At 43.4% G+C, this 23,794-nt stretch carries 14 protein-coding genes; 9 read left to right on the top strand and 5 right to left on the bottom strand.

The genetic code is table 11. The features are described 5' to 3' along the window. Positions 1 to 344: 344 nt before the first annotated feature. The gene (locus GMES_RS06850; RefSeq protein ID WP_006991893.1) at positions 345 to 2,636 is read left to right on the top strand and encodes a putative bifunctional diguanylate cyclase/phosphodiesterase; all 2,292 of its coding nucleotides are present in this window, start codon (positions 345 to 347) and stop codon (positions 2,634 to 2,636) included. Positions 2,637 to 2,799: 163 nt separating this feature from the next. On the opposite strand, the gene GMES_RS06845 is transcribed toward GMES_RS06850, so the two are convergent. From GMES_RS06845 to GMES_RS06835, 3 genes are all read right to left on the bottom strand, one after another. Then, entirely contained in the window at positions 2,800 to 4,335 is a 1,536-nt protein-coding gene (locus tag GMES_RS06845) for a methyl-accepting chemotaxis protein (RefSeq protein WP_006991891.1), read from the bottom strand. Positions 4,336 to 4,630: 295 nt separating this feature from the next. Further along, positions 4,631 to 5,626, bottom strand: coding sequence for a response regulator (locus GMES_RS06840; RefSeq protein ID WP_006991890.1), 996 nt, complete (start codon positions 5,624 to 5,626; stop codon positions 4,631 to 4,633). A 37-nt stretch (positions 5,627 to 5,663) separates the two neighbouring features. Then, on the bottom strand, positions 5,664 to 9,110 hold the full coding sequence (locus tag GMES_RS06835; RefSeq protein WP_006991889.1) for an MHYT domain-containing protein: 3,447 nt from the start codon (positions 9,108 to 9,110) through the stop codon (positions 5,664 to 5,666). A 140-nt stretch (positions 9,111 to 9,250) separates the two neighbouring features. On the opposite strand from GMES_RS06835, the gene GMES_RS06830 reads away from it, so the two are divergent. From GMES_RS06830 to GMES_RS06810, 5 genes are all read left to right on the top strand, one after another. Beyond that, the gene (locus tag GMES_RS06830) at positions 9,251 to 9,718 is read left to right on the top strand and encodes a hypothetical protein (RefSeq protein ID WP_006991888.1); all 468 of its coding nucleotides are present in this window, start codon (positions 9,251 to 9,253) and stop codon (positions 9,716 to 9,718) included. A 190-nt stretch (positions 9,719 to 9,908) separates the two neighbouring features. Then, entirely contained in the window at positions 9,909 to 10,583 is a 675-nt protein-coding gene (locus tag GMES_RS06825) for a response regulator transcription factor (RefSeq protein ID WP_006991887.1), read from the top strand. Further along, positions 10,580 to 11,887, top strand: a complete 1,308-nt coding sequence (locus tag GMES_RS06820) for a sensor histidine kinase (RefSeq protein ID WP_006991886.1) — start codon at positions 10,580 to 10,582, stop codon at positions 11,885 to 11,887. The genes GMES_RS06825 and GMES_RS06820 overlap by 4 nt, the downstream gene beginning before the upstream one ends. A gap of 92 nt (positions 11,888 to 11,979) precedes the next feature. Continuing rightward, positions 11,980 to 14,322: a sensor domain-containing phosphodiesterase gene (locus GMES_RS06815; protein WP_006991885.1), complete on the top strand. Its 2,343-nt coding sequence runs from the start codon at positions 11,980 to 11,982 to the stop codon at positions 14,320 to 14,322. 113 nt (positions 14,323 to 14,435) lie between these two features. Beyond that, the gene (locus GMES_RS06810) at positions 14,436 to 14,870 is read left to right on the top strand and encodes a MarR family winged helix-turn-helix transcriptional regulator (RefSeq protein WP_006991884.1); all 435 of its coding nucleotides are present in this window, start codon (positions 14,436 to 14,438) and stop codon (positions 14,868 to 14,870) included. Between the two features lie 11 nt (positions 14,871 to 14,881). Here GMES_RS06810 and GMES_RS06805 read toward each other — a convergent pair whose 3' ends face one another. Then, positions 14,882 to 15,877 (bottom strand): aldo/keto reductase, encoded by a 996-nt coding sequence (locus GMES_RS06805; RefSeq protein ID WP_006991883.1) that lies wholly within the window; start codon positions 15,875 to 15,877, stop codon positions 14,882 to 14,884. 188 nt (positions 15,878 to 16,065) lie between these two features. On the opposite strand from GMES_RS06805, the gene GMES_RS06800 reads away from it, so the two are divergent. From GMES_RS06800 to GMES_RS06790, 3 genes are all read left to right on the top strand, one after another. After that, the gene (locus GMES_RS06800; protein ID WP_006991882.1) at positions 16,066 to 16,971 is read left to right on the top strand and encodes an AraC family transcriptional regulator; all 906 of its coding nucleotides are present in this window, start codon (positions 16,066 to 16,068) and stop codon (positions 16,969 to 16,971) included. Between the two features lie 27 nt (positions 16,972 to 16,998). Then, positions 16,999 to 20,331: a mechanosensitive ion channel domain-containing protein gene (locus GMES_RS06795; RefSeq protein WP_006991881.1), complete on the top strand. Its 3,333-nt coding sequence runs from the start codon at positions 16,999 to 17,001 to the stop codon at positions 20,329 to 20,331. A 205-nt stretch (positions 20,332 to 20,536) separates the two neighbouring features. Beyond that, a complete protein-coding gene (locus GMES_RS06790) occupies positions 20,537 to 22,663 on the top strand; it encodes a TonB-dependent receptor (RefSeq protein WP_006991880.1) in 2,127 nt (708 codons plus the stop codon). 60 nt (positions 22,664 to 22,723) lie between these two features. On the opposite strand, the gene GMES_RS06785 is transcribed toward GMES_RS06790, so the two are convergent. Next, positions 22,724 to 23,488 (bottom strand): siderophore-interacting protein, encoded by a 765-nt coding sequence (locus GMES_RS06785; RefSeq protein ID WP_006991879.1) that lies wholly within the window; start codon positions 23,486 to 23,488, stop codon positions 22,724 to 22,726. Positions 23,489 to 23,794: the final 306 nt, after the last annotated feature.

Here is a 23,794-nt window from a genome sequence, read left to right as displayed (position 1 = left end):
TAGTTAGCGCACGAATATTGGCTACTGACATATATGTAGCAGACTATGCTTATATCAATAATGGTGGGTTAGCAAATAGCTAGGGGAAAGTCTATGGATGCAATTAAAAGAAACGCAATACTCGAGCACATTATGTTTTTACATTAACATGATCCCCAGACGTAAATAGCTTAAGTACCTGCATAATTACAACTCATTACAGAATTTTCATTTTGTTACAATTGAGTATTGCCAATGAGCTTTTTATTTACCCTTCGACCTATAAGAAACAACATTTTATCAGTAAGATAGCGTCAAAATTCAGTGTTGTAACCAAGTACTACGAATAGTTGGTCAGGATTTATATGTCTTTCATTGCTCACCTTAAGTTACAACTTAGAGATTATTTCTATCTACAGGATGACTACCACCCTTCGGCTCAAGTTGAAGCTTGGCGTATAAGCTCGTTACGCATCATGCTAGTGTCGATTTTGCTTTTGTGTTCTGTTTTTGTTATTCAAAGCGCTTGGCAAAGTGTGATAGAAAAAATAGCCTACGTTATTCCAATGGCTTTGACATTTTATGTCGCATTGACGGCCATGTTACTTATCTCACGTCGTCATTTTTACATCAGTTCTTATGGTTTGCTCGGCCTAATTGTATTGGCAGCAATCAGTTTTAACGCCACTCAGAACAATCAAACCTTGTCCATGCTCGGCCCTATCGTCATGTATTCAACGCCTTTTGTCGCATTTATCCTGTTGGGATGGCGGGCTGGCTTATTTTGCATTTTTCTTAACATTGCTCCCCTATATATCTTAATTAACCAAATTTCTTTAGCTGATTATTTCACTCCCTTTCCGGTTCAAGAACATGCCAATTACTATCTACATGTCATCTTATTTGTTTTTACCAATATTTGCATTCCCTTGGCGATCGCTAGAGCCAGTATTGCCGCTAAACGCGGTAACCAATATAACATTGAGCGCAATCAGATGCTTACCAGCCAAAATCAGCTATACCACGCTCTTTTCGTGGATGCGCAAACGGCTAAAATTATTATAGATAGTAACCGAAAGATTATTGAGGCCAACGATTCTGCTAAGTCTTTGTTGCGGAGCAGTCTACCCAAGCATTTTATTGGAGAGCATTTAAACTATATTTTCCCTGAATTATCTGAACGGGACGATAGTATGGTCGTAAATCGTACGATGGGCGCGAAAATGAAAGTGCTCGAATTAAGTGCCCAATCGATAAATGATGAACTGCATACATTAATTACGATCCAAGACGTAAGTGCTAAAGCGTTACTCCATAAAACATTGGCGGTACAAACCCAAGCAAGACAACGCCAGGGGTTATATGACGAGAACATTGGTTTGCCGAACCGGCAATGGTTAGAAAATAAATTATCGACAAACGCCGAGCAATTTAACACGGCTATTTCGTTGTGTGCGATACGTATAAACAATGCCCATTTTATCGAACAAAAATATGGTTTTTTATATCTTCCCAAAGTCCTCAAAAGGCTTTCAACGCTACTAAGTGAACAAATGGGAGAGCGCAGTGTTATCGCGGTATTAGATAGACACAGTTTGGGCTTCGCCATTTCTATTGTGGATGATGCAGTCATCAAAAGTGCGATGAATCAAGTAATTGCTGGGCTTCCTAGAAGCATGGTGATTGAAGGATTAACCATTCATGTTGATTGCAAAGTAGGTGTCGCTACCCATACAGTGAACGAAGATGTAAGCCGATTGATCAATAACGCACTGCATGCAGTGACAGATAACGATGCCGTTATCAATTATTATGAAATGGGTAGCCAACAGCGTTTTATTGAACATCAAGAAATCAGTATTTTACTTAACGAAGCGCTATCGAACGACGAATTATACGTGGATTACCAGCCTAAAGTGCGTGGCGATGGCAGCATCATTGGCATGGAAGCACTGCTAAGGTGGAATTCCCCCGTCATTGGTGGCGTATCTCCAGGCGTATTTATTCCTATCGCTGAGCAGTCTGGTTTAGTGCTGCGACTCACCCGGTGGTTAGTCAACCATGTATGCATACAGATTAGGCAATGGGAAGATGAGGGGCTAGATATCGTGCCTGTTGCGATTAACATTTCGGGCCCCGACCTAGATCAAGCCGATTTTAAAAAGTACCTCATTAATTGTGTTGTTGAACAGAATATTAAACCTCACTTCATCGAGCTTGAATTGACTGAGTCGGCCAAAACTCAAAATATTCCCGATGCCATAGCCACCGTGCAGTATTTAGCAAGCTTTGGATTCTGTATCACTTTAGATGACTTTGGTGTGGGCTACTCTGGCTTATCTAAACTAACTAACTTCCCAGTACAGAGAGTGAAAATAGACCGCCAATTTATTACTAATATCCAAAGTGATGCTAAAAATGCACAAGTTGTCGAAGCTATCGTTGCCATGTGTAAGGTGTTTAAGATCGATGTATTAGCTGAAGGAGTTGAAGACCTACGAGAAGTAGACTGCCTATTAGAAATGGGGTGTAAAAGTTTTCAAGGTTTCGCTTTCGCAAGACCAATGAGCAGACAAAGCATCGCAAAATTAATAGATAAGACACAGATGCCAAACGTAAAGCTGCCATTAAAGCGGCAGAATAAAATCAACCAGTAGTGTCTAATGCTCGAACAACACGCCATCGCGGGTGCAAAAGGTTGGTTACCTCAATGTATCTATAATACCGCTTATTATTTCTTCATCAGCGACTTTTTGCTATTTGCTGACCCCTTGCTTTTGCAAACGATCAGCAGTAAGCAAATTTCTGATTTGCGTTGTATTAGCCAAATGCTAAGCCCATCGCCGCAAGTGCCTTTGATCTAACCGATATCCCCTGCGCTTCTTCTTCAACCCTTTCCACTTGTTCAAGATTAAGTTTAGAGGCATCACTGATGTTAGAAATGTTAAGACTTATACTGGCAGCAGTTGAACTTTGTTGAGCTGCAGCAACACTCATTTGACTTGCCGATTGTGCAATATCACTTACATCATCATATACCTTGTTCACTAACCCCTGGGTTTGACTCGTTTCTTCGACGCATGACTCCGCCGCGGTTTTACCCTCGTCTAGTGTCTGGGACCACTTTAGCAAGGTGCTTTGTATTTCTGATACAGAGGTTTGAATTTGCGTAGTTGCAGCGTGAGTGCGACTTGACAGGGCACGCACTTCATCTGCTACAACTGAAAAGCCCCTACCGTGCTCCCCTGCTCTAGCTGCTTCTATGGCAGCATTTAATGCAAGTAAATTGGTCTGATCGGCAATCCCTTGGATCTCCTGCATAACATCATTAATTCTGTTGGCTTCTTCAGCCAAGGAAGCCGCTGATTCGGCAGATTTGGCCACATCAGAGGCCAATGCCCCTACTTTGGTCATGGTGTTTGACATAGCATCTGTTGCTTGACGGCAATCTTGATGCACACTGGTCACTTTTTCTGAGGTGTTGCTAATGTTACGGGTGACTTCATTGATTGATGCCACCATCTGTTCTACCGCTGTAGCAACCTGGGTTAATTCTGATGTCTCTTGTTCTACGCTTTTTTTAGTTTTGGTCACCGCTTGCTGCAGTGATGTAACACCAGTGTCTAATGAGGCCGCACTATCCACCACCCGCCCTAAAATTGTATTCACCTTTCCTTCTTGCATTCTTAAAGCAAATTCGTTAAATCCTGCCACTCCGTTAGATGCAAAAATTGCCCGGGAAACACTGTCATATTGCGCCCTAATTGCCTTTGCATGTCGTCGTACGTGTAATAACTCACCTTTAAAAATGACGTAGGGTAATGGTACAAGTAAGAGTGCGAAAAACGGTGATACAAAAGTCAACGCTATGCATACCATTGCAAGTAACGCGAAAAGTATATCTTTGGCCTTTAATTTATCGTCGAACCAGCTAAATGCGTTCCCGCCCTTATTTAATTTGGCATACAGTTGCTGCGCTTTGGCTTTATAAGGCCCGTTAAGTCGCGTTCTAACTGACTGGAATCCCTTAAGCTCACCTTCCTCAAAAACAGGCGTAACAAATGCATCGACCCAATAATATCCACCTCCATTACAGCGGTTTTTTACAGCCCCACGCCACGCCTGTTTCGCTTTGAGTTTCGCCCACATATCAGCAAATGCAGCTTTAGGCATATCTTGATGTCGCACTATGTTGTGATGTTGACCAATCAACTCTGCGCGAGAAAAACCTGAGACACGACAAAAGTGATCATTCACATATTGAATAATACCTTGCGTATCTGTAGTGGAGACTAACTCCTCTCCAACTTCTACGGAAACCTCACGCTCCATACTAGTGTTCTGCGATTGCCCCATGTAAGCTCCTTGCTAATTAAGTGATGTCGACATTACCAGATGATTAAGTACTAGTACGCACACTAACGTTAATGTAGATGTGTTTATAGATATCGACAGACGAGTCATAAACTACACTAAAGTCTAAGTTCTTTTTGAGGAATAACCATTTAATGAAATTAAAGCGGTTTATTTTCGCGCAACATTTACGCGCAACGATGGTGGTCCATGTAAGATGCATATCAGTAAGCATACTAAGAACAGACTGAAAGACTGAAATGTCAGCGGTCTAAGAGGATCTCAACGCTAAGCAAGCTTATTCATCTTGCCACCGGTGTTTTATCTCCAAAATAGCGGGTAAACAGCCATTAAATAAAGCAACAAGGCTGGGGTCAAAGTGCCTGCCACTTTGCTCATGGATAAAATCAACCGCTTCTTGAACGAGCCATGCTTCTTTGTACGGCCGTTTACTGGTGAGTGCATCGAACACATCCGCTATAGCGACAATCCGACCTTCTAAGGGGATATTTTCTCCCTTTAACCCATTTGGATAGCCTGAACCGTCCCACTTTTCATGGTGTGTTAATGACACCGTTTTTGCCAGCGCAATGAGATCTGAGTCTGAATCACCGAGTATTTCAGCACCTATTTCAGGGTGCGTCTTCATAATAGTAAATTCTTCATCAGTTAGTTTGCCTGGCTTAAGCATTATGCTATCGGGAATACCGATTTTACCAATGTCGTGCATAGGTGCAGCGTGCAAAAGATTATCAGCGGCGTTTTCGGTCAAACCATAGGCCAATGCCATGACTTTTGAATAGTGACTCATGCGTAAAATATGCGTGCCGGTTTCGTTGTCTTTGTACTCTGATGCTCTTCCTAAACGCTGTATCACTTGTAATCGGGTGCGCCTTAATTCATCAGCTTGCACTAAAGACAAATGCGTACGCACTCGCGCCTTAACGACCGCAGGTGAAATCGGCTTAGTGATATAGTCAACAGCACCAACTTCAAACCCTTTAGCTTCGTCAAGTTCATCACTCAAAGCGGTCACAAATATAACGGGAATAATACTGCTGACGCTGTTCTTTTTAAGCACTTCACACACTTCAAACCCAGTCATACCAGGCATCATAACGTCCAACAGAATTAAATCGGGTAAATCTCGCTCTACCAAGCGCAGGGCTTCTTCACCAGTTTTAGCAAACGATAGGCGGTAAAGATCGCCAAGGATTTTCTTTAGTACTCTCAGGTTAGCAGGCTCATCATCGACGATGAGCACTTTTTGCTTGGTGTTATGATCACTTAACATTGTAATAAATTCATTCTCTTAAAATTCCAGACGATTGTTACGAAAAACCCAACATTTTAAGTTGTTGTAACTCGTCAACTGCTTGTTCAAATTCAAAATCATCTAACGCGTTTTGTATGCGTTTACATCTATCCAATATAGTATTGTTCGCACCGTCGACCAGTGCTTGGGCTCTCTCTTCATCATATTCATTATTTTGCGCGGACCGAATGAGCGATTCAATGATAGGAGCAAGCGCTTCATTGCTATGGGGGCTTTGATAATCATTCTGTAAATCTGGCGTAGAATACGTATTTGTGTCTTGCACCTGATTGTGTAGACAGTCAGTTATGGCAACAAATGCCTGTTCTATCTTTTGCAACAACAGACGCAATTCCTGTTCAGTGTTCGTTGTTGCAAAGTGTTCGGCCTCACTTAGTAGCTCGCTCAATTGGACAAGGGCTAAATTTCCACTTACCCCTTTTAACGTATGTAGTTTTGTCTGCAAAACCTTCCAGTCAGACACTTTTTGGGTTTGGCACATGCTCAGTAAATCACTTTTATGTTTCTCGACGAAGGCATTAATCTCTTTAAACAGAGTCCTTCTATCACCCCATAAACTGATCCCTTTACGCTCGTTGATTACCTGTGAATCGTTACTATTGATGGTAACTGGCTCTTCGATTTCACAGCTTAAATCGACTCCCAAAGCTTGAGCAATTTCTACATTTAAAAGCTCTATATCGACGGGCTTATTGGCAAAACCGTCCATTCCGGCGTCTAACGCAGCTTGTTTGTCTTCGGCTAATACGCTGGCGGTCAAGGCAATGATCGGCAAATAAGGTAAACTTTCGGCGCTCTCTTGTTTGCGCCGCTCTTTTGCAGATGTGAGACCATCCATAATAGGCATCTGAATATCCATCAAAACAAGGTCAACTTTTTCGCTACGCATCCTAAGTAGCGCCTGTTTACCATCGCGAGCGGTAACAATAGTATGCCCTTGGCGCTTCATTAACAGTGACAGCAGGTCAATATTTTGTTGAATGTCATCAACAATCAACATGGTTAAAGGGGGTAAGGTACAGCGCTGATAAATGGCTTCCATTGGTTCATCAGATTTAGGCGGCGCGAGGGGTAAAGAAAATGAAAAACAGCTGCCTTGACCAAACTCGCTCGTTGCTGAAATTTTTCCGCCCATTAGCTCAACAAGTTGTTTGCTGATCGTCGTTCCAAGCCCTGTACCTCCAAAACGCCTACTCATACTAGCATCGGCTTGTCCAAAGGCATCAAATACTAAGGCTAACTGTTCCGGCGTCATCCCGATGCCAGTATCGCTGATTGAAAAGTCAATGCAGCCGCTTGGTTTTACGCCAATGTTGATATCAATTCCACCCTCTAAGGTGAACTTAATTGCATTGCCAACAATGTTGGTTAGAACCTGACGGATCCTGTCTGGAGCTCCGTGAAATTGCCTAGCCACAGTTGGGTCAATATTGACATTTAGATACAGATCTTTGCTGCTTGCACCAAGCCAAAGGGTTGAAACTACTGAGTCAACCTCCTCTATTAATGAGAAATCGCGCATCTCAAGTGCAAATTTTCCCTTATCTAGTTTTGCGCTATCTAAAATGTCGTTTAGAAGATGCAAAAGGGATTTGGCAGACTTGTTTATCGTCGTAAGATGCTTTTTTTGTTCAGGCTCAATAGCATCATCTAACAAGATATCACTGAAACCTATTATCGCATTCATCGGGGTCCGAATCTCGTGACTCATATTGGCTAAAAAAGCAGCCCTAGCAGAGGCTGCTTGTTCGGCTTTATCTTTGGCTAACAGTAATGATTGTTCCATTTCCTTACGTTCGGTGATATCCATAATAAAACCATCTAGCCATCGTTGGCCTGACTCATCGTCATCAACGTGAGTACCATAACCTAGCAGCCAACGAATATCGCCTTCTGCATTGTATATACGGTATTCAAGCTGAAATTCACCATGGGGAAGTACCTTTTGCGTAATATCCGCAATATCATCTGGGTGAACATGTTCGTAAAAATGACGCTTGGGAGCTGGCGAGACATAATCTTCTGCTGGGTAACCGGTTATTGATTTAACCGCGTCACTGATAAACACCATGGGCCAGTTTTCGGTATTCTTACACCGATAGGCAATACCCGGAATATTGCCGATCAAAGAGCGAAATTGCGCTTCACGTTCACGCAACGCTCGTTCCATCTCGATGCGATACCGCAAGTCAGACATGAATGCCACAAAATGACTTTCTTTAGTTAACCGAACTTGGCCGATTGCTAAACGTATGGGGATGAGACTGCCATTGAAGTGCCTAATAATAGCGTCTCTTCCTCTACTCAAAGCATGGGGGTCATTGTCTTTGGTACGGTCGATAAGATACTGATTAAATTCGCTGATATCTTCTTCTTTCATCAACACGCGAACATCTTGACCTGTTATGTCATCAGGCCTACAACCGACTAACTGGCAGAATGCGTCATTGGCGCTGTCTATAATGCCGCTACTGTCAAACCCCAGCACACCATCTACTGACGTGTTGATGGTTGCACGCAAACGCGCTTCGTTTAATCGTGCTTTCTCCGTCAATTCTTTATATTTGAGCACCATGTTTGAGGCCAGCACTAGCACTATGATCCCGATGGTAATAGGCGCGACAGTGAAACCTAAATATTGGGAGATGTACTCACTTTGAGTTGAAAACTCAAACCCTGGGGGGCGAACAAATCGTGCGGCGGCCATGCCTATATAATGCATACCTGATATAGCTAATCCCATAACGATAGCGGAAATGACGTTACGGTAGACTTTACCGTAACGCATCGTATTCATGAAGGTCAAACCGAAGCGGATCCACAGCGAGAGCACTGAAAATGCCACGGCAAAAATAATAGAGAGTGAAAAAGTACCTAGGTCGTAACGCAGTAATGGTGCCATTTCCATCGCACTCATTCCTACATAGTGCATAGTACCGATACCAGTGCCCATCAAAATGCCGCTAACCAGCAAACGGTGCACAGAAACGGATTTACGGGTGATAGTCGTCAGCGCAATCCAAGATGCTAAAATACTAGGTAGGGTTGAGGTAGCCGTGAGACCAGCACTGTAGGCAATAGGCGTGCATAAAGAAAACGCCAACATTCCGATGAAGTGCATTGCCCAAACACCCCCACCTAAAGCCACACTGGCTGCGAGGGTTAGGATCCTTCTTTTGACAACATTTTCGATGTGAGCACTTTGAGAAGCGACGAGCATTGCCATGAAAGAAGCAAAAATCGCCACACCAACAGATACAACAATTAACATCAGGTCGAATTCACCAACTATCAGCAAATTGTCGTCAACGGGCGCAAATATTGTTCTTACAGCTTCATACATAATATCGGAATAGAAAAAAAGGATAGAATAGATGTCTAAGGTATCGACTTTTAACCCAGTAACACCAGCTTTATTTTTGATAATGGTATGAAATACCATATCTTTACACAATGGCAGTGAAAAAGATGATAAAATTTCCCACTTTAGAGATGAAAAGTATTTAAAATCTGTTGCTTATAAATTTACCATGATCCGTAAATAAGGCAGATTTGTTTTATTCCCCAGATTGCCGGAACACTATGCAAAAATTCGAATACCAACAAAATAAACACAAACTTCAAATACTCAAACGACTTTATATTCCTTTGGCATTGCTGTCATTAGCAGGGTTTTACATCGCCTGGACGTTAACACAGTTTTCCTCACAAGAGCTTTGGCTCATCGCACGCAGTGCGTTAGTGGTGCTAGGACCAATTGGATTGCTTATAATTGCGCTGTTCACCTTTCATTATTGGATAAACCTGTGGCGCCAAACCGACTTTCCTTCATTGACCATTGAGGATACACACTTGTGTTTAAAGGACGGTGACGTTCACGAGATAGTGTATTTCGATAAGATGCACAGTATTCGTTTAGTAAAGGCGGGCAGTACGCGTGAAGCGATCCAAATAATATTGCACAGTGGGCAAAGCATATTGATTCACAGTAACTTCCCTATCGACTCCATTAAACCGCTGCTTAACGACCTACTTGATTGCAAACTGTAAGCTGTTAACCCCGCCTTAACCTAAGACGCATTAAGCTATTGGTGTATTTTACCTATCACATCAATCTGTTTTTATGAGTAAGTCAGCCAATTGTTGTCGTTTGTTGAACGACACCCTCGAATAATCCTGAGGATCGGCTGTGCTAACATCCGTAAAACTCTCATTAATGTGTCACAGAAGAGTCACCATCATGATTAATGTATTACTGGTTGAAGATGATATCGATTTAGCCAGCACAGTTGTCGACTACCTTGAACTTGAGTCTATGCAATGTGACCACGCTAGCAATGGGCTCATGGGTTTGCATTTGATTGAACGCCAATCATATCAGGTTATTATATTGGATATTAATATGCCCAAGATGGATGGCATTACCTTGTGTAAAAGCATGCGCGAGTTAGGTATCGATACTCCCGTTCTCATGTTGACAGCTAGGGACACGCTGGACAATAAGCTACAAGGCTTTCAAGCTGGTAGCGATGATTATTTAGTTAAACCATTTGCGATGCAAGAGCTGGTAGCTCGTATCCAAGTGCTTGGCCGTAGGCGAAGTGGCGAAGTAAAGCGCTTATCGGTAGGCGACCTTAATTTTGATTTAACCCAACGTATCGCGTCGTTTAAGCACCACCCCCTAAAGCTCTCCCCCACAGCGCTTAAAATTCTTGAGGTGCTGATGCGCGCCAGTCCGCAAACAGTAACACGGCAACATATCATTCAGGGCGTTTGGGGTGACGATCAACCCGACAGCAATAGCCTAAAAGTTCATATCTTCCACTTGCGTAAACAGCTCGATGCTTATGACGCATCGATTACGTTAGATACTGTCGCGAGTCTCGGCTTCGCGATCAAAGAGAAAGCAAAATGAAAAGCGCGATGAAAATCCGGCCCAGCTTAAAACTGTACTTTTTTATCACTATGGTGCTACTAGGGTCAGTCATGACAATCGGTCTGTCGATGCTCACCGTCAATTATTTTATTGATGGGTTGGACCGCGGATTAAATGGCGTTATGCGCGAGTTAGTCATGACCACAGATGTACAGGATGGCCACCCTGCTAACTTTGCAGACTTTCAAATTGCGAGTCGTTGGCAAGATACTCCCGTTATAATTCAGCAGCGTTTTGATTCACCACCCACAGAGGAAAACGATCTATTAAAATCGAAAGATCAGAAGTCGTTCTTTTCTTTACCCACTAATTTGTACTTCATCGCTATGATCCGCAATCAAGCTGGCGAACCACGTTACATTTCTAAAATTATGTTGGACAAATTTACCCCTCAGCATAAAGCTAAGCCCCATCTCTCTAGGTTCTACTGGATCATTATTACTGCCGTCTTAGTCATTACTATGTTTGCGTGCTTGCTTATCATTTTGATGCGTAAAGTGGCGAAACCAGTGGAGTCACTTCGAGATTGGGCAAAAGCGCTGAACCATGAAAACGTGCAGCTTCCCCCACCCGATTTTACGTATAACGAACTCAACACCCTCGCCACTATTATCCAAAGTAGTCTTAATTCCGTGAACGGAAGTTTAGCGAGGGAGAAGAACTTTTTAAGTTACGCCAGTCATGAATTGCGCACCCCTATTTCTGTGATTCGCAGTAACGTTGATTTACTACGCAGACTTTGTGGTCAAACGAAGATGACAGAAAAACAACAGATAACCTTGGCACGTATTGAACGTGCAGGCCTTACCATGAGCGACTTAACCGATACCCTATTATGGTTAAGTCACAATGATGAACAACCCGTCCCAATGGAACGGGTGCAACTAGACGAAAAAGTGCAGCAGTTGTCATCTGAGCTGGTGTATCTGTTAAATAGCAAGGAAGTAGAAGTCAACGTTCAAGTGGATAATTTTGCGTTTAATACCGCTCGTACCGCCTGTCACATAGTGTTGAGCAATCTAATTCGCAACGCTTACCAGCACACGCAACAAGGTTTGGTTGATGTTATTCAAAAAGGTAGTTGCGTCACCATTATCAATACCGCCGCACAAGACGAGAACACTGAAAACATACCCAACTTAGGTAAATCTACTCATTCGCTTGGATATGGGCTAGGTTTGCAATTGAGCGAAAAAATCATCCATAGGCACGGTTGGCAATACGAGGTCATTGATCAACCTGGTTGTTATCAGGTCAAAGTAGATTTTCAAGCTGCCAAGTAGGAGAAATTTGTATTTCTAGGTCATGCTAAAGATCCTGTTTACATAGGGTTACCGTTTAAGTAACTTAAAGGTGTGTTGTATAGGAGTACAAATTGAAAGCCGCGCCAAGACCTTCAAACGATAAACAACGCGTTATCGCTTTACATCAGCTAAACATATTAGACACAGTTGCCGAGGAGCGTTTTGACCGCATTACCCGCTTAGCTGCTCATTCTTTTGATTGTCATTTCGCGTCAATTTCATTTATTGATGAAGAACGGCAATGGTATAAATCCGTGGTGAATTTTCCGGCCACTGACTTAGACCGGAATATCTCTTTCTGCGCGCATACCATTACTCAGGACAAAGCACTGGTCATCGAAGACTCTCACCTTAGTGAATGTTATAAAGACCATCCGTATGTCGTCAGCAGTCCATTCTTGCGTTTCTATGCTGGAATAAAAATCACCATGAATGGTTACCACGTGGGCTCTTTGTGTGTTTTTGATACGCAGCCCAAGTCCTTCGAACATTCTGATAAAATGATACTACAAGATTTAGCCAATATGGTTGAAAGCGAACTGCAAAAAGAACAACTGACTCATGCAGCGCAAGCCTTACAGCAATACCAAAACAAGTTAGACGAAACCCAGAAGCTCACTCGCGTTAGAAACACCATTCTAGAAAAAATCGTTCACTCTGTATCCCTAACCTCTGTACTAAGTGAAATCGTCAAGGCGGTTGAGCTTGAATACCTTGATCAAAAATGCAGTATTTTGTTGCTCAAAGACAAAAGGTTATTGTGTGGAGCAGCACCTTCTTTGCCCAGCTTTTATAATGACGCTATCCACGGTCTAGATATTGGCATCGGGCAAGGTTCGTGTGGAACGACCGCCTTCACAGGGGAGCGCACCGTAGTCGAGGATATTAGCCGCCACCCATACTGGGCTGCGTGGACAGAACTCGCAGAAAAAGCTGAACTGGGCGCCTGTTGGTCTGAGCCAGTCAAAGCATCTGATGGTACCGTATTAGGCACCTTCGCCATTTATCACGCCCACCCGGCAACGCCCAGCACGGAAGAATTAGAGCGCATCGAACAATTTGCTTATATTACTAGCATCGCTATTGAACGCCAGAACACCAGTGATTTGATATGGCGCCAAGCCAATTTTGATGAGCTTACGCAGTTGCCCAATCGCAATATTATGGGGGAGCATTTAAAACAAGCCCTAAATGTGGCGAAGCGTAACCAAACCCAAGTTGCTGTAATGTTCTTGGATCTCGACAATTTTAAAGACATCAACGATACACTTGGGCATAGCGTTGGGGACGACTTACTTATCGATTGCGCGCAACGCATTAAAGACTGTATTCGTCATAAGGATATAGTGGCCAGATTGGGCGGTGATGAATTCGTGGTGATCATTAACGATATCTTGGACTTCAGTGGGCTTGAAAAAACCGCACAAAAAATACTCAAAGCCATATCGCGCCCCTATTACTTACAAAATGAAATTGTGCATACTAGTGCTAGCATAGGCATCACTATTTATCCCGACGACGCAGAGGATGTGACGAGCCTACTAAAAAATGCTGATCAGGCTATGTATGGTGCAAAGGCAATTGGTAAGAACAACTATCACTACTACACCAAAAGCATGCGAGACGCAGCTTTAAAACGAATGACTTTAATAGCAGATTTGCGTCATGCAATTGATAACGATGAATTTTACATTGTTTATCAACCCATCATCAATTTACACGATCAAAGCATTACTAAAGCAGAAGCGCTAATAAGATGGCGACACCCTACTCGCGGACTTGTAGGGCCTGATGACTTTATTCCCGTTGCGGAAGAAACCGGCTTAATCATAGATATCAGTGATTGTGTGTTTGAACGGGTATGTCGTGATGTATGCCAATGGCGCAAAACACTGTGCCCAACATTACAAATCAGCATCAATACTTCCCCCACGCATTACACCGATCCCGAGCGTTGTATTACCCTGTGGCTAGAAAAAATGTTAATAAATCGCACACCACCACAAGCAGTGCTATTAGAAATCACCGAAAGCCTGTTGATGGACGCGAATAAAAGTATTTCCACTAAACTGTTTCAATTCAGACAAGCCGGTGTTGATATCGCATTAGATGATTTTGGCACAGGTTATTCGTCAATCTCTTATTTAAAACGATACCCCACCGACTATTTAAAAATAGATAAATCGTTTGTTCATTCCATGACAGAGGTCAGTAACGACAAAGTACTGTGTGAAGCCATTATCGTCATGGCCAAGAAACTGGGCATAAAAGTCGTTGCTGAAGGAATAGAAACGCAAGAGCAATATAATATCTTGCAGAACATGGGATGTGATTATGGCCAAGGGTATTTATTTGCTAAACCTCTTGAACACCAAGCTTTTAATGCTTTGCTGGAGCAACAAAAAGCAACCTAAACATGCTTCGTCCCATTCAAGCCCACTAAGCCCTGTTTATATCGCACCACTAGTGGATAGTGTTAGCTTTTTGTTGATAGAATCAACTAAACCAGTATATAGGCGTCAAATTAATGCATCCGCACTTTATAGAGCATATCTTTGCTATTTCAGAACGATACCGAGTCACAATCAGGGCCGCCATAGATGCCAACGAGTTAGGTATTGGCGCGATGCACGTAAGAAGCCTGACAGTCGTAGCAGAAACGCTAGACTGTACTGCAAATAATATCGTAACTAAACTGAGCCGCGACAAAGCACAAGTCGCTAGACTGGTAAAAGAGTTACTTGCAGCCGGCTTGATAGAAAAAGACGCACATCCTGAAGATAAGCGCAGTCAAATTTTAACTCTGAGTAGCTCAGGCAACACGTTGATGAAACAACTTAAAGCAGCGAAAGCGACAATACAGTTGCAGATGACCCAAGGCTTAAGTACCCACGAGCTTGACCTTTTTAACACGATTGCCCACAAAATAGCTGACAATTTAGTGTGTAACAATACGCTTTAACGTCGGACCACTTATTGCCCTAGTGCTGCCATCGCTTCTTCTTTATATCGTAGGCCAAATACTTGGCAGCGTTCAATTTTGTGATTGATGTCTGCCCATTGTTGCTGGCTAATGATTAATTCTGTAGCTGCAGCGTTTTCAATCATTCTTGAAGGGCTTCGAGTACCAGGAATGGACACATAATGGGGGCTTCGCTGAGCTATCCACGCTAGCGCTAATTGCGCAGGAGTGCAGTTTAACGACAGTGCAATATGATGTATCTCTTCTACAAGAGCCAAATTACTGGCAAAGTTTTGTTCTGAAAAACGAGGATTCGTTAGGCGCCAGTCACCCGATTCTAAATCATCACGTGACTTGATGGCTCCAGTTAGAAAACCGCGGCCTAATGGGCTGTATGCGACGAGTCCTATTCCAAGCTCATCACAAGTGGGTAAAATAGTTGTCTCAATATCTCGACTCCATAGTGAATATTCGCTCTGCAAGGCGCTAATAGGATGCACAGCGTGAGCGCGTTTTAGCGTGTCACTACCCGCCTCTGATAACCCTAGATACCGCACTTTTCCCTGAATGACTAGATCGGACATCGCACCTACTGTATCTTCGATGGGGATGTTAGGATCCATACGATGCTGATAGTACAAATCGATACAATCTGTTCCTAGTCTTCTTAAGGACGCTTCACAGGCCTGTTTTACATAGTCAGGATGGCCATTAAAACCTAGAAAATCGCCTGCATCATCGCGCATGATGCCAAACTTAGTGGCTAAGGTGATCTTGCTTCGCGCACCCTCGTGTTGTTTAAAGAACTTTCCAATAAGTTGTTCATTAGTTTTTGGGCCGTATATATCGGATGTATCCCAGAAAGTTACCCCACTGTTGACGGCTTGATCTAAGGTTGCGAATGAACTCTCGTGATCATGAGAGCCGTAAAAATCCGACATGCCCATACACCCTAAACCGATACTGGACACAGTTAACCCTTGTTTACCTAATTGTCGCTTGTGCATAGCACTGACTCCTCCAAAGTAAATATGTAATGGCCAAATGCAATAATAGCGGCGCAATATACTTTTATGATTGGGTGATCCTCGAAAAACATTGCCTAATCCTACAATCTATTACAAACCACCTTTTCCAGTTGCGCTTAGGTGGCATACTGAATCACAATCAATAAGCTGAAAACTAGGTGTCAGATATGACAGAATTAATTGAGAAAGTATTTGAACTGGCGCCACATGAGGGGGACTTTAATACTAGCGTTCCACATTTGAGCCTATTTCGCAGAAACTCGCCCACGGCTACTCCCATGCCTGTCATATACCAACCTAGTATATACATGGTGTTACTTGGCTCTAAAGCGGCCTACCTAGGCAAAGAACGGTATCAATACGATCCCATGCATTATTTAGTCAGTTGCGTGCCTTTGCCATTGGAAGGGCAAATATTACAGGCCAGCGAGCAACGTCCCTATATGGCCGCACGCATTAGCCTTGAAACACACATGATCAACGAGTTATTGATGCAGATGCCAGACGAGCAAGAAGCTTCCGTCACAGCAATTGATGCGCCTAGCAAAGATGGGACATCATCTAGGGGGATTTATGTCAGTAAAATGAACTCTGACATTCAACATACTTTATCGAGGTTACTGGATTGTGCCCACTCAACGACAAAAGCGCATGTACTAGGTCAACTCGCACTTAAGGAGTTGATATACCACATACTAAACGCAGAACATGGCTCACTGCTAAGGGCGTTTGCATGCCAAGATAGACAGCAATATCACATCGCGAATGTACTGCAATTTATTAATCGTCACTATGCCACGAGCATGGATATTGCAACACTGGCCAGTAAAGCCAATATGAGTGAATCGTCGTTTTATCACCACTTTAAAGCAGCGACAAACACTTCCCCGATTCAATATATCAAAACGGTGCGTTTACATGCCGCTAAACGAAAAATGGTGTTTGAGCACCACAATGCCACATCCGCTGCGTATGAAGTTGGCTATACCAGCGCGTCTCAATTTAGTCGTGAATACCGCCGCCTTTTTTCAGTTCCTCCGGCACAAGACGCACGCACCGCTTCTAAGGTATGATGGAATGTCACTCTTGTTAGGATCCCTATGCGTACATCAACGTTTTCCCTCTTGTTTCGCTCTATTTTCCTGTTGTGCTTTATCATTAGCGCGTTTAGTTATGCAGACGATGAGTTAATACCCAGCATTGAAGAAATTCAACAACGCCTGAAAACTACTTCAGACGCAGCACAGATTTCCGAACAACAAAAAGTCGAGATTGAAACTTCTTACCAGCAAGCGATTGGAAACATCCGTGCTACACAACAATTCGAACAGCAAAGCGAAAAATACAAACAAGCCATTAAAGATGGACCAAAGACACTAACAAAAATTAAGCAAGACCACGTTAACTTTACCCCTCCCACATTACCCAATAAGCCTCTTTCACTTCAAACCGTGATTAATTTGTCTACAGATACCGAGGGTGAGGTCACCAGCGGTCGTGCAAAGGTGTCTGAATTAAAAGCGGCACTAGACGATGAGCGTCGTTTACTGTTGCGCCAAATCATCAGTGATACACAAACCGCGATCGACGCTACCAATACTAATTTAGGGTCCGATGAAAGTGCTAACTCTAGTCAATTGGCGACGAGCGTAGCACAAGCCACCCAGCGTAAAATGCTGCAAGCCAAAATAGACTCACTGAAGCAGCGTCTTGCTTATCGTCCAGAGCACCTTGCCATTCTTGATGCGCAAATTGCGCTTGAACAAAAAAAACTGAGCGCATACGTTGAGTTACTCGACGCATTGAACACGTTACAAAATCAATTGGATGAAAAAGAAAATGCCTCCATGTTGGCTCAGCTTGAATCAACTACTGCCTCTTTAATCAGTGCGCCAAATACACTACAAGAAATAGCCAAGCAAAACGAAGCGTTAGCGAAAAAAGCCACATCATTAACGGAACAACAAGACGCCACAAGTCAAAAGCTCAACGAGATCCAAACGCAAATAAATGATCTCAATAACAAATTTTCGTCCTTAAATAGGCTCCTAGAACTTGAGGTGTACGAATCTTCAGCAGTATTTGGTAATGCGCTGCGACAAGAGTGGGAACTAGCTTCACGCTTTGTTGATGGTGGCGAGTGGATCAAAAAAACTGAGAGCTCATTGGTAGATAATCGCGTAGCCATGTTTAGTATTAATCAGCGCCGGGCGCCCTTTGATACGCTAGATATTGACGCGTTAATGAATCAAATAGGACAAGACAATGCACGCTGGAAAGACGAGGCAAAAAGCTTAGTTGACCAGCGCAGAGAGTTAATTTCTCAACTGAGTTCAATTTATACTCAACACGTTGATGTGTTATCCGTCTTGCTCGATAAATTACGATATTTAAATGATCGCACCAAAACCTATAGCGACTTGCTTGAAAGCAACTTGTTTTGGATCCCAAGCGCCACACCGTTTGATTTAGGGACGATTGCTGCAGCGGGCACGTCTGCCAGTTGGCTTTTTCGTGCTGAGCATTGGCAAAATGTTTCACTGGCAATCAATGCAAACTTACAACAAAATCAAATCGGCGTAGTGAGTATATTCGTGGCCTTCATTCTTACCATATTGTTCAGAAAACGAATTAAACAACGTCTTACCCAAATCGCCCCCTTAGTCGGTAAAGTACAAACTGATGCCTTTCAATATACCTTACTGGGTTTAGTCATTACCTTTGGGTTATCTTTGCCGCCTGCACTTTTACTCTTCGCAGCGGCATTACTTTGCGATGCGCAATCAGGATTCGCCAACAGCCTGAGTAATGCCTTTTTTGTCGGTGGATTAATGATGATCTACTTGGAGTTCATGCTGCAAATTGTGCGTAAAAATGGACTGGGTGAAATTCACTTTAAATGGAGTGAATCAAATCTGGCTTTGCTGCGTAAAAATAATCGTTTACTGATTATTGTCTTTATTCCCGTCGTCATCATTATGACCTTGTTGAACAATCAAGCCAGTGTTGAGATCCGTGAAGATTTAGGACAATTTGCGCTGATTATATTGTGTTTTTCTTTGGCTGTGGCCGGCACAAGAGTTACGCGTAACGCCTACCAGCGTTATCGTTCCTCACAGCACACGTCTAAGCGCTTTTCCTACTTCTTGTACTCATTGTTAATACTGGTACCCGTATTCTTAATCATACTGTCGGCCATTGGCTATCAATACAGTGCCCAGCGCATCCTCGCTTTGCTACTTGAATCTGCATTGTTGTGTACCCTCGCCCTGCTTTGTTACTACACGGCAGAGCGCGCCGTTTCAGTGAACGCACGACGTATCGCACTTGAGAAAATACGCGCCAAACGAGCAGCTTCGATTGTGGCTAATGCGCAACAAGAAGCTGCTGAACAATCCGGTGAAGGTGTACCCGAAATTATCGATACCCAAGAGCTCGACAGGCACACAATAACGGCTCAAACTAAAGCCGTCATCCGCCTAATTATTTGGCTGATGCTTATTGCTGCGTTATCTATGGTCTGGCAAGACATATCACCAATCGCTTATTCTTTAGACGACATCGTCATGTGGGAGATCAGCAGCAACGACCCAAATACCCCAGCACAACGCATCACCCTTTGGAGCTGCTTGCTAAGCTTGGCCATTCTTGTTATCAGTTTTGTCGGTGTTCGAAACTTACCAGGTTTATTGGAAATGACTATCTTGGGAAGGTTAAATTTGTCCCCTGGAACGAGCTACGCGATTACCACCATGCTCAAATACAGCATAGTGATCATCGGGATTATTGTATCGGTGAATATACTTGGTGCCCAGTGGTCTAAATTACAATGGCTTATTGCTGCGCTCGGTGTGGGCTTGGGCTTTGGTTTACAAGAAATCGTGGCTAATTTCGTATCGGGTATTGTCATCTTATTTGAGCGTCCTATCCGCCTAGGAGATACCATCACTATTGCGGGTCATAGCGGCACCGTGACGCGGATTCGAATTCGCGCTACCACCGTCAGTGATTGGGACAGAAAAGAGCTCATCATTCCTAATAAAACCTTTATTACCCAAGATTTTATTAACTGGACGTTATCTGACCCAGTGACCCGCATCGTCATACCGGTGGGTGTAGCCTATGGCAGTGACACCGATAAAGTCGTGTCGTTACTGCTTAATGTTGCAACTGATAGTCACAACGTATTTGACGATCCCGCACCGGCTGCTTTGTTTTTAGCATTCGGGGCTAGCAGTTTAGATTTTGAGTTGCGCGTTTTTGCCCGTGCGGTTGTCGACAGAGCCATGGTGACCCATGAGTTACACATGCACATTGAAAAAGCGTTTAAACAGGCTGGCATTGAGATCGCTTATCCACAGCAAGATGTACACTTAAATGTGTCAGAGGCTATTGATGTGAATGTACATTCTTCGAAACCCTCTTCGCCCTAGCGTGCTATTGAATTAAAGCCTTAACGTGAGAATCGATGTGTCAAACCCGAGCTTTGAAACCCAAGCTGTCAAACAGGCCCTTAACCTATTTGCTTAAGAGTGGTTAATAGCTTCATAACTCATGGTGAGTAACATTGCTGCTTTTAACCAGCACACGAATAAAGGTAGAATGCCGCCCTAAGTTGCAGTTTAATTTAAGGTATTCATGCTCTTGCAAAAATCAGTCTTTCCTTTAGCGACGCTTTCTCTTGTACTACAAAGTACCTTCGTCGTTGCACAACGATCACCTGTTGAAGTCATCGTTGTCAGCGGCTCCCATCAAAGCACTGACATAATGGCGCTTAACAGCAACGTTAATCTTATTGACGAGCAAGAGATTGAGCGAGTCAATGCTGCCCTTGCCAGCGATATACTCAATCGGGCCAGCGGCGTATACGTGCAGGCAAACAATGGTGTTGAAAACTTGCCTTCGCTACGCTCACCTATTCTGACAGGTCCGGGCGCTGGTGGTGCCTTCTTATTTATGCAAGATGGCGTGGCGACGCGTGCGGCTGGATTTGCCAATAACAATGGTTTGGCCGAGTTAAACTTGGCCCAAGCTGATGGCATCGAAGTTATCCAAGGCCCCAATAGCGCAGTATATGGTTCTAACGCTGTGCACGGCGTTATAAATGTATTGAGTCTCACGCCAACCAGTGGCGGAGAAGCAGGCATAACATTTGGCCCTAATGATAGAGTGCAGTTTACCGGTGCATTGGGTCATATTGACGACCATGGACCTGCAACTCAAGGCATAGGTCTGAATTTGCAAGTTATTGATGATGGCGGTTATCAAGACGACAGCGGTTTTACGTCCAGTAAATTAGGCTTACGTCATGATTATCAGCGAGACAAATTGACTATCCAAAGCTCACTATCTGGTTTTGATCTTGACCAAGACACTGCAGGTTTTATCGCCTCTGGTGATAATGGTGAGGGTTGCTTTAGCTCTAATTTCGCACCCGATGAATTATATAAAGATCGCTCCGCAATGGAAAAAAACTGTGATCCTGATGCGTATCGGCAATGGTCTGCCATTCGAGGTGCAACCCATATTGCTTATCAAATTAACAACGATGAGTTGATTAACGTTACGCCGTATTTTCGAAGTAACAGTATGGAATTTCGCCAGCATTACCTCCCCTCACGCGCTATCGAAGAAAACAGTCACTTCAGCCTGGGTGTAAATTCTGATTACCAATGGCAAGTAAACCAAGCTGTCGCCCTTGTGGTTGGCATCGATATCGACTGGACGCAAGGTGAACTGACGGAAACCCAACAACAAGCTGACCGCTTTAGTTTCGGTAAAGCAAGACAACAAGGTGTGCATTTTGACTATGAGGTCGATTCATCGACCCTTGCGCCATTTATACAAGTCAATTGGCAATACAACGAGGCGCTTGTCTTTACCACCAACGTTAGATTTGATAGCACAGAATATAATTATGATAATTTAATCGCGGATGGTACAACTAAGTCAGATGGCGCATCGTGCGTCAACAATGATGGTCAAGCTGTGAGTTGCTTGTATCAACGCCCAGCTGATCGCACTGATCGTTTCAATAACACCAGTGCCAAGATAGGCGCTAACTATCATGTCAGTGATAATATCTCTTTGTTTGCGAATTGGTCCAACGGGTTTCGAGCTCCCCAAACGACGGATTTATATCGGCTACAAAACCAACAAAGCATAGGCACCATTGATTCCGAAGAAGTTAACAGTATTGAAGCTGGCATAAGAGGTGCCTACCAAACGTTAACGTTCCAAGGGGTTATATATCGTATGCAAAAAGATAATTTTTTCTTTCGTGATGACGATGGGTTAAATGTAACTGATGGTGAAACAAACCATAGTGGTATTGAACTAACAGCAAGCTTAAGCGTTTTAAATAACTTACGTTTCTTGGCCAACTATGCTTACGCAAAACACGAGTATGACTTTGATCGTTTAAGCAGTGGAGTTGTGAATGGCAACGAAATAGATACTGCTCCTCGTCAACAAGGCAACGCCCGCTTAGAATGGCAGCCCACCAGCGCCACAAACCTAGCGTTAGAGTGGCAACACATAGGCAGTTACTTTCTTGATCCCGCAAATGAACATGAATATGCCGGACACGACTTGTTCAATATACGGGCCCACTGGCAAATCAATGAGCAGATACGCCTAAATGCCAAGCTGGAAAATGTCTTCGATGAAGAATATGCCAGCCGAGCGGATTACGCTTTTGGCTCCTACCGGTATTTCGGCGGACAGCCTCGGGCGGTATATTTAGGCGCAAATTACGCTTTTTAGCCGTTGAAGACTTCAGATGAACCAACGCCAATGAGCAGTATTGTTTTGCTTTAGTAAAAATTAAAGCGGGTTCTGCTGCTTCTGGCGATTAAATTTGTCTGCATCCACACCTTTCTTCCAATAGCCCGTAGCGAACAGGTTCATCCGCTGATAACCTAAATCATTTAACAATATGCCTTTTATTGTTCGCACGCTACGCGCTTCTAAACCAAAAAAGACCTGAGTGTTGTCACTGGGCATTACTTTAGCAACTCTTTCGACCTGTTGTTCAAATGTCTGGCTTGATTCATCTTCGATATGCCACTCTATCTTCAGGTGATCCCCTGCATCCATGGCAATCATATCAGCGCGTGTGGGTACGCTGATAATCGATTTTAAGTTTGCCTGTCGTGGTATATATCTAGCAAAACCATTAACCGCGTTGATAGAGGTTAAATCACCAATAAGTAAGTAGTTGTCTTCATTGTAGTTGCTTAACTTAGGGGCTCCAGGGCCGGCAATTGCTGCAAAGTCCCCTACTTTGGCCGTACTAGCCCAATTCGTCGCAGGACCTTCGTGTCGATTGACTACAAAGTCAATGGTTAATTCTAATGAGCCTGCATCAAAGCTGCGAATGGTATAAGAGCGCTTAAATGCTGGTTTGGGCGCATCGAAAGCGAGTTCAGGAAATTGTTCCCCCGGATGAGGTACCAGTACCTTTACATGAGCACCTTCTTTTCCATGTGGAAAGCCAGCCAGTTGTTCTGAACTAAATACGATTCGACGTAAATGTGGCGACAATGATTCGACGCGTGTAACGCTAACTAAACGTGCTTGGGGTTTCATCTCAGCTCCTCATATGGTTGATAATGTCAACTATATACGTATTATAATGTTAGTCAACCACCAAATGAGAATAATTACTATTTACTAACATTGAGCTGTAGTCATAAACAAAACGCCTGATCGTAATGATCTAGGCGCTCTATTCTTTCGCTGAGTGTATTTTTATTAAAAATGCACGCCGATTATGCTGCCGATTCTGGTGGCACCATTTTACCACCAGTGCCTATTAAGCTAGACGCGCTATTTGATAAACCTGCGACAGTAAAGCTAGGAGGTACCATTTTACCGCCTGTGCCGATTTGTGCC

Origin of the sequence: Paraglaciecola mesophila KMM 241, from assembly GCF_000315015.1 — a bacterium.
Lineage (GTDB): Bacteria > Pseudomonadota > Gammaproteobacteria > Enterobacterales > Alteromonadaceae > Paraglaciecola > Paraglaciecola mesophila.
This window is presented reverse-complemented; position numbering and strand designations above follow the sequence as displayed.

Bases quoted from the DNA above. Each gene is read 5' to 3' on its own strand.
- GMES_RS06845 (WP_006991891.1), bottom strand. From the start codon at position 4,335: ATGGGGCAATCGCAGAACACTAGTATGGAGCGTGAGGTTTCCGTAGAA.
- GMES_RS06805 (WP_006991883.1), bottom strand. From the start codon at position 15,877: ATGCACAAGCGACAATTAGGTAAACAAGGGTTAACTGTGTCCAGTATC.
- GMES_RS06825 (WP_006991887.1), top strand. From the start codon at position 9,909: ATGATTAATGTATTACTGGTTGAAGATGATATCGATTTAGCCAGCACA.
- GMES_RS06850 (WP_006991893.1), top strand. From the start codon at position 345: ATGTCTTTCATTGCTCACCTTAAGTTACAACTTAGAGATTATTTCTAT.
- GMES_RS06785 (WP_006991879.1), bottom strand. From the start codon at position 23,488: ATGAAACCCCAAGCACGTTTAGTTAGCGTTACACGCGTCGAATCATTG.
- GMES_RS06830 (WP_006991888.1), top strand. From the start codon at position 9,251: ATGCAAAAATTCGAATACCAACAAAATAAACACAAACTTCAAATACTC.
- GMES_RS06790 (WP_006991880.1), top strand. From the start codon at position 20,537: ATGCTCTTGCAAAAATCAGTCTTTCCTTTAGCGACGCTTTCTCTTGTA.
- GMES_RS06820 (WP_006991886.1), top strand. From the start codon at position 10,580: ATGAAAAGCGCGATGAAAATCCGGCCCAGCTTAAAACTGTACTTTTTT.
- GMES_RS06840 (WP_006991890.1), bottom strand. From the start codon at position 5,626: ATGTTAAGTGATCATAACACCAAGCAAAAAGTGCTCATCGTCGATGAT.
- GMES_RS06795 (WP_006991881.1), top strand. From the start codon at position 16,999: ATGCGTACATCAACGTTTTCCCTCTTGTTTCGCTCTATTTTCCTGTTG.
- GMES_RS06810 (WP_006991884.1), top strand. From the start codon at position 14,436: ATGCATCCGCACTTTATAGAGCATATCTTTGCTATTTCAGAACGATAC.
- GMES_RS06835 (WP_006991889.1), bottom strand. From the start codon at position 9,110: ATGGTATTTCATACCATTATCAAAAATAAAGCTGGTGTTACTGGGTTA.
- GMES_RS06800 (WP_006991882.1), top strand. From the start codon at position 16,066: ATGACAGAATTAATTGAGAAAGTATTTGAACTGGCGCCACATGAGGGG.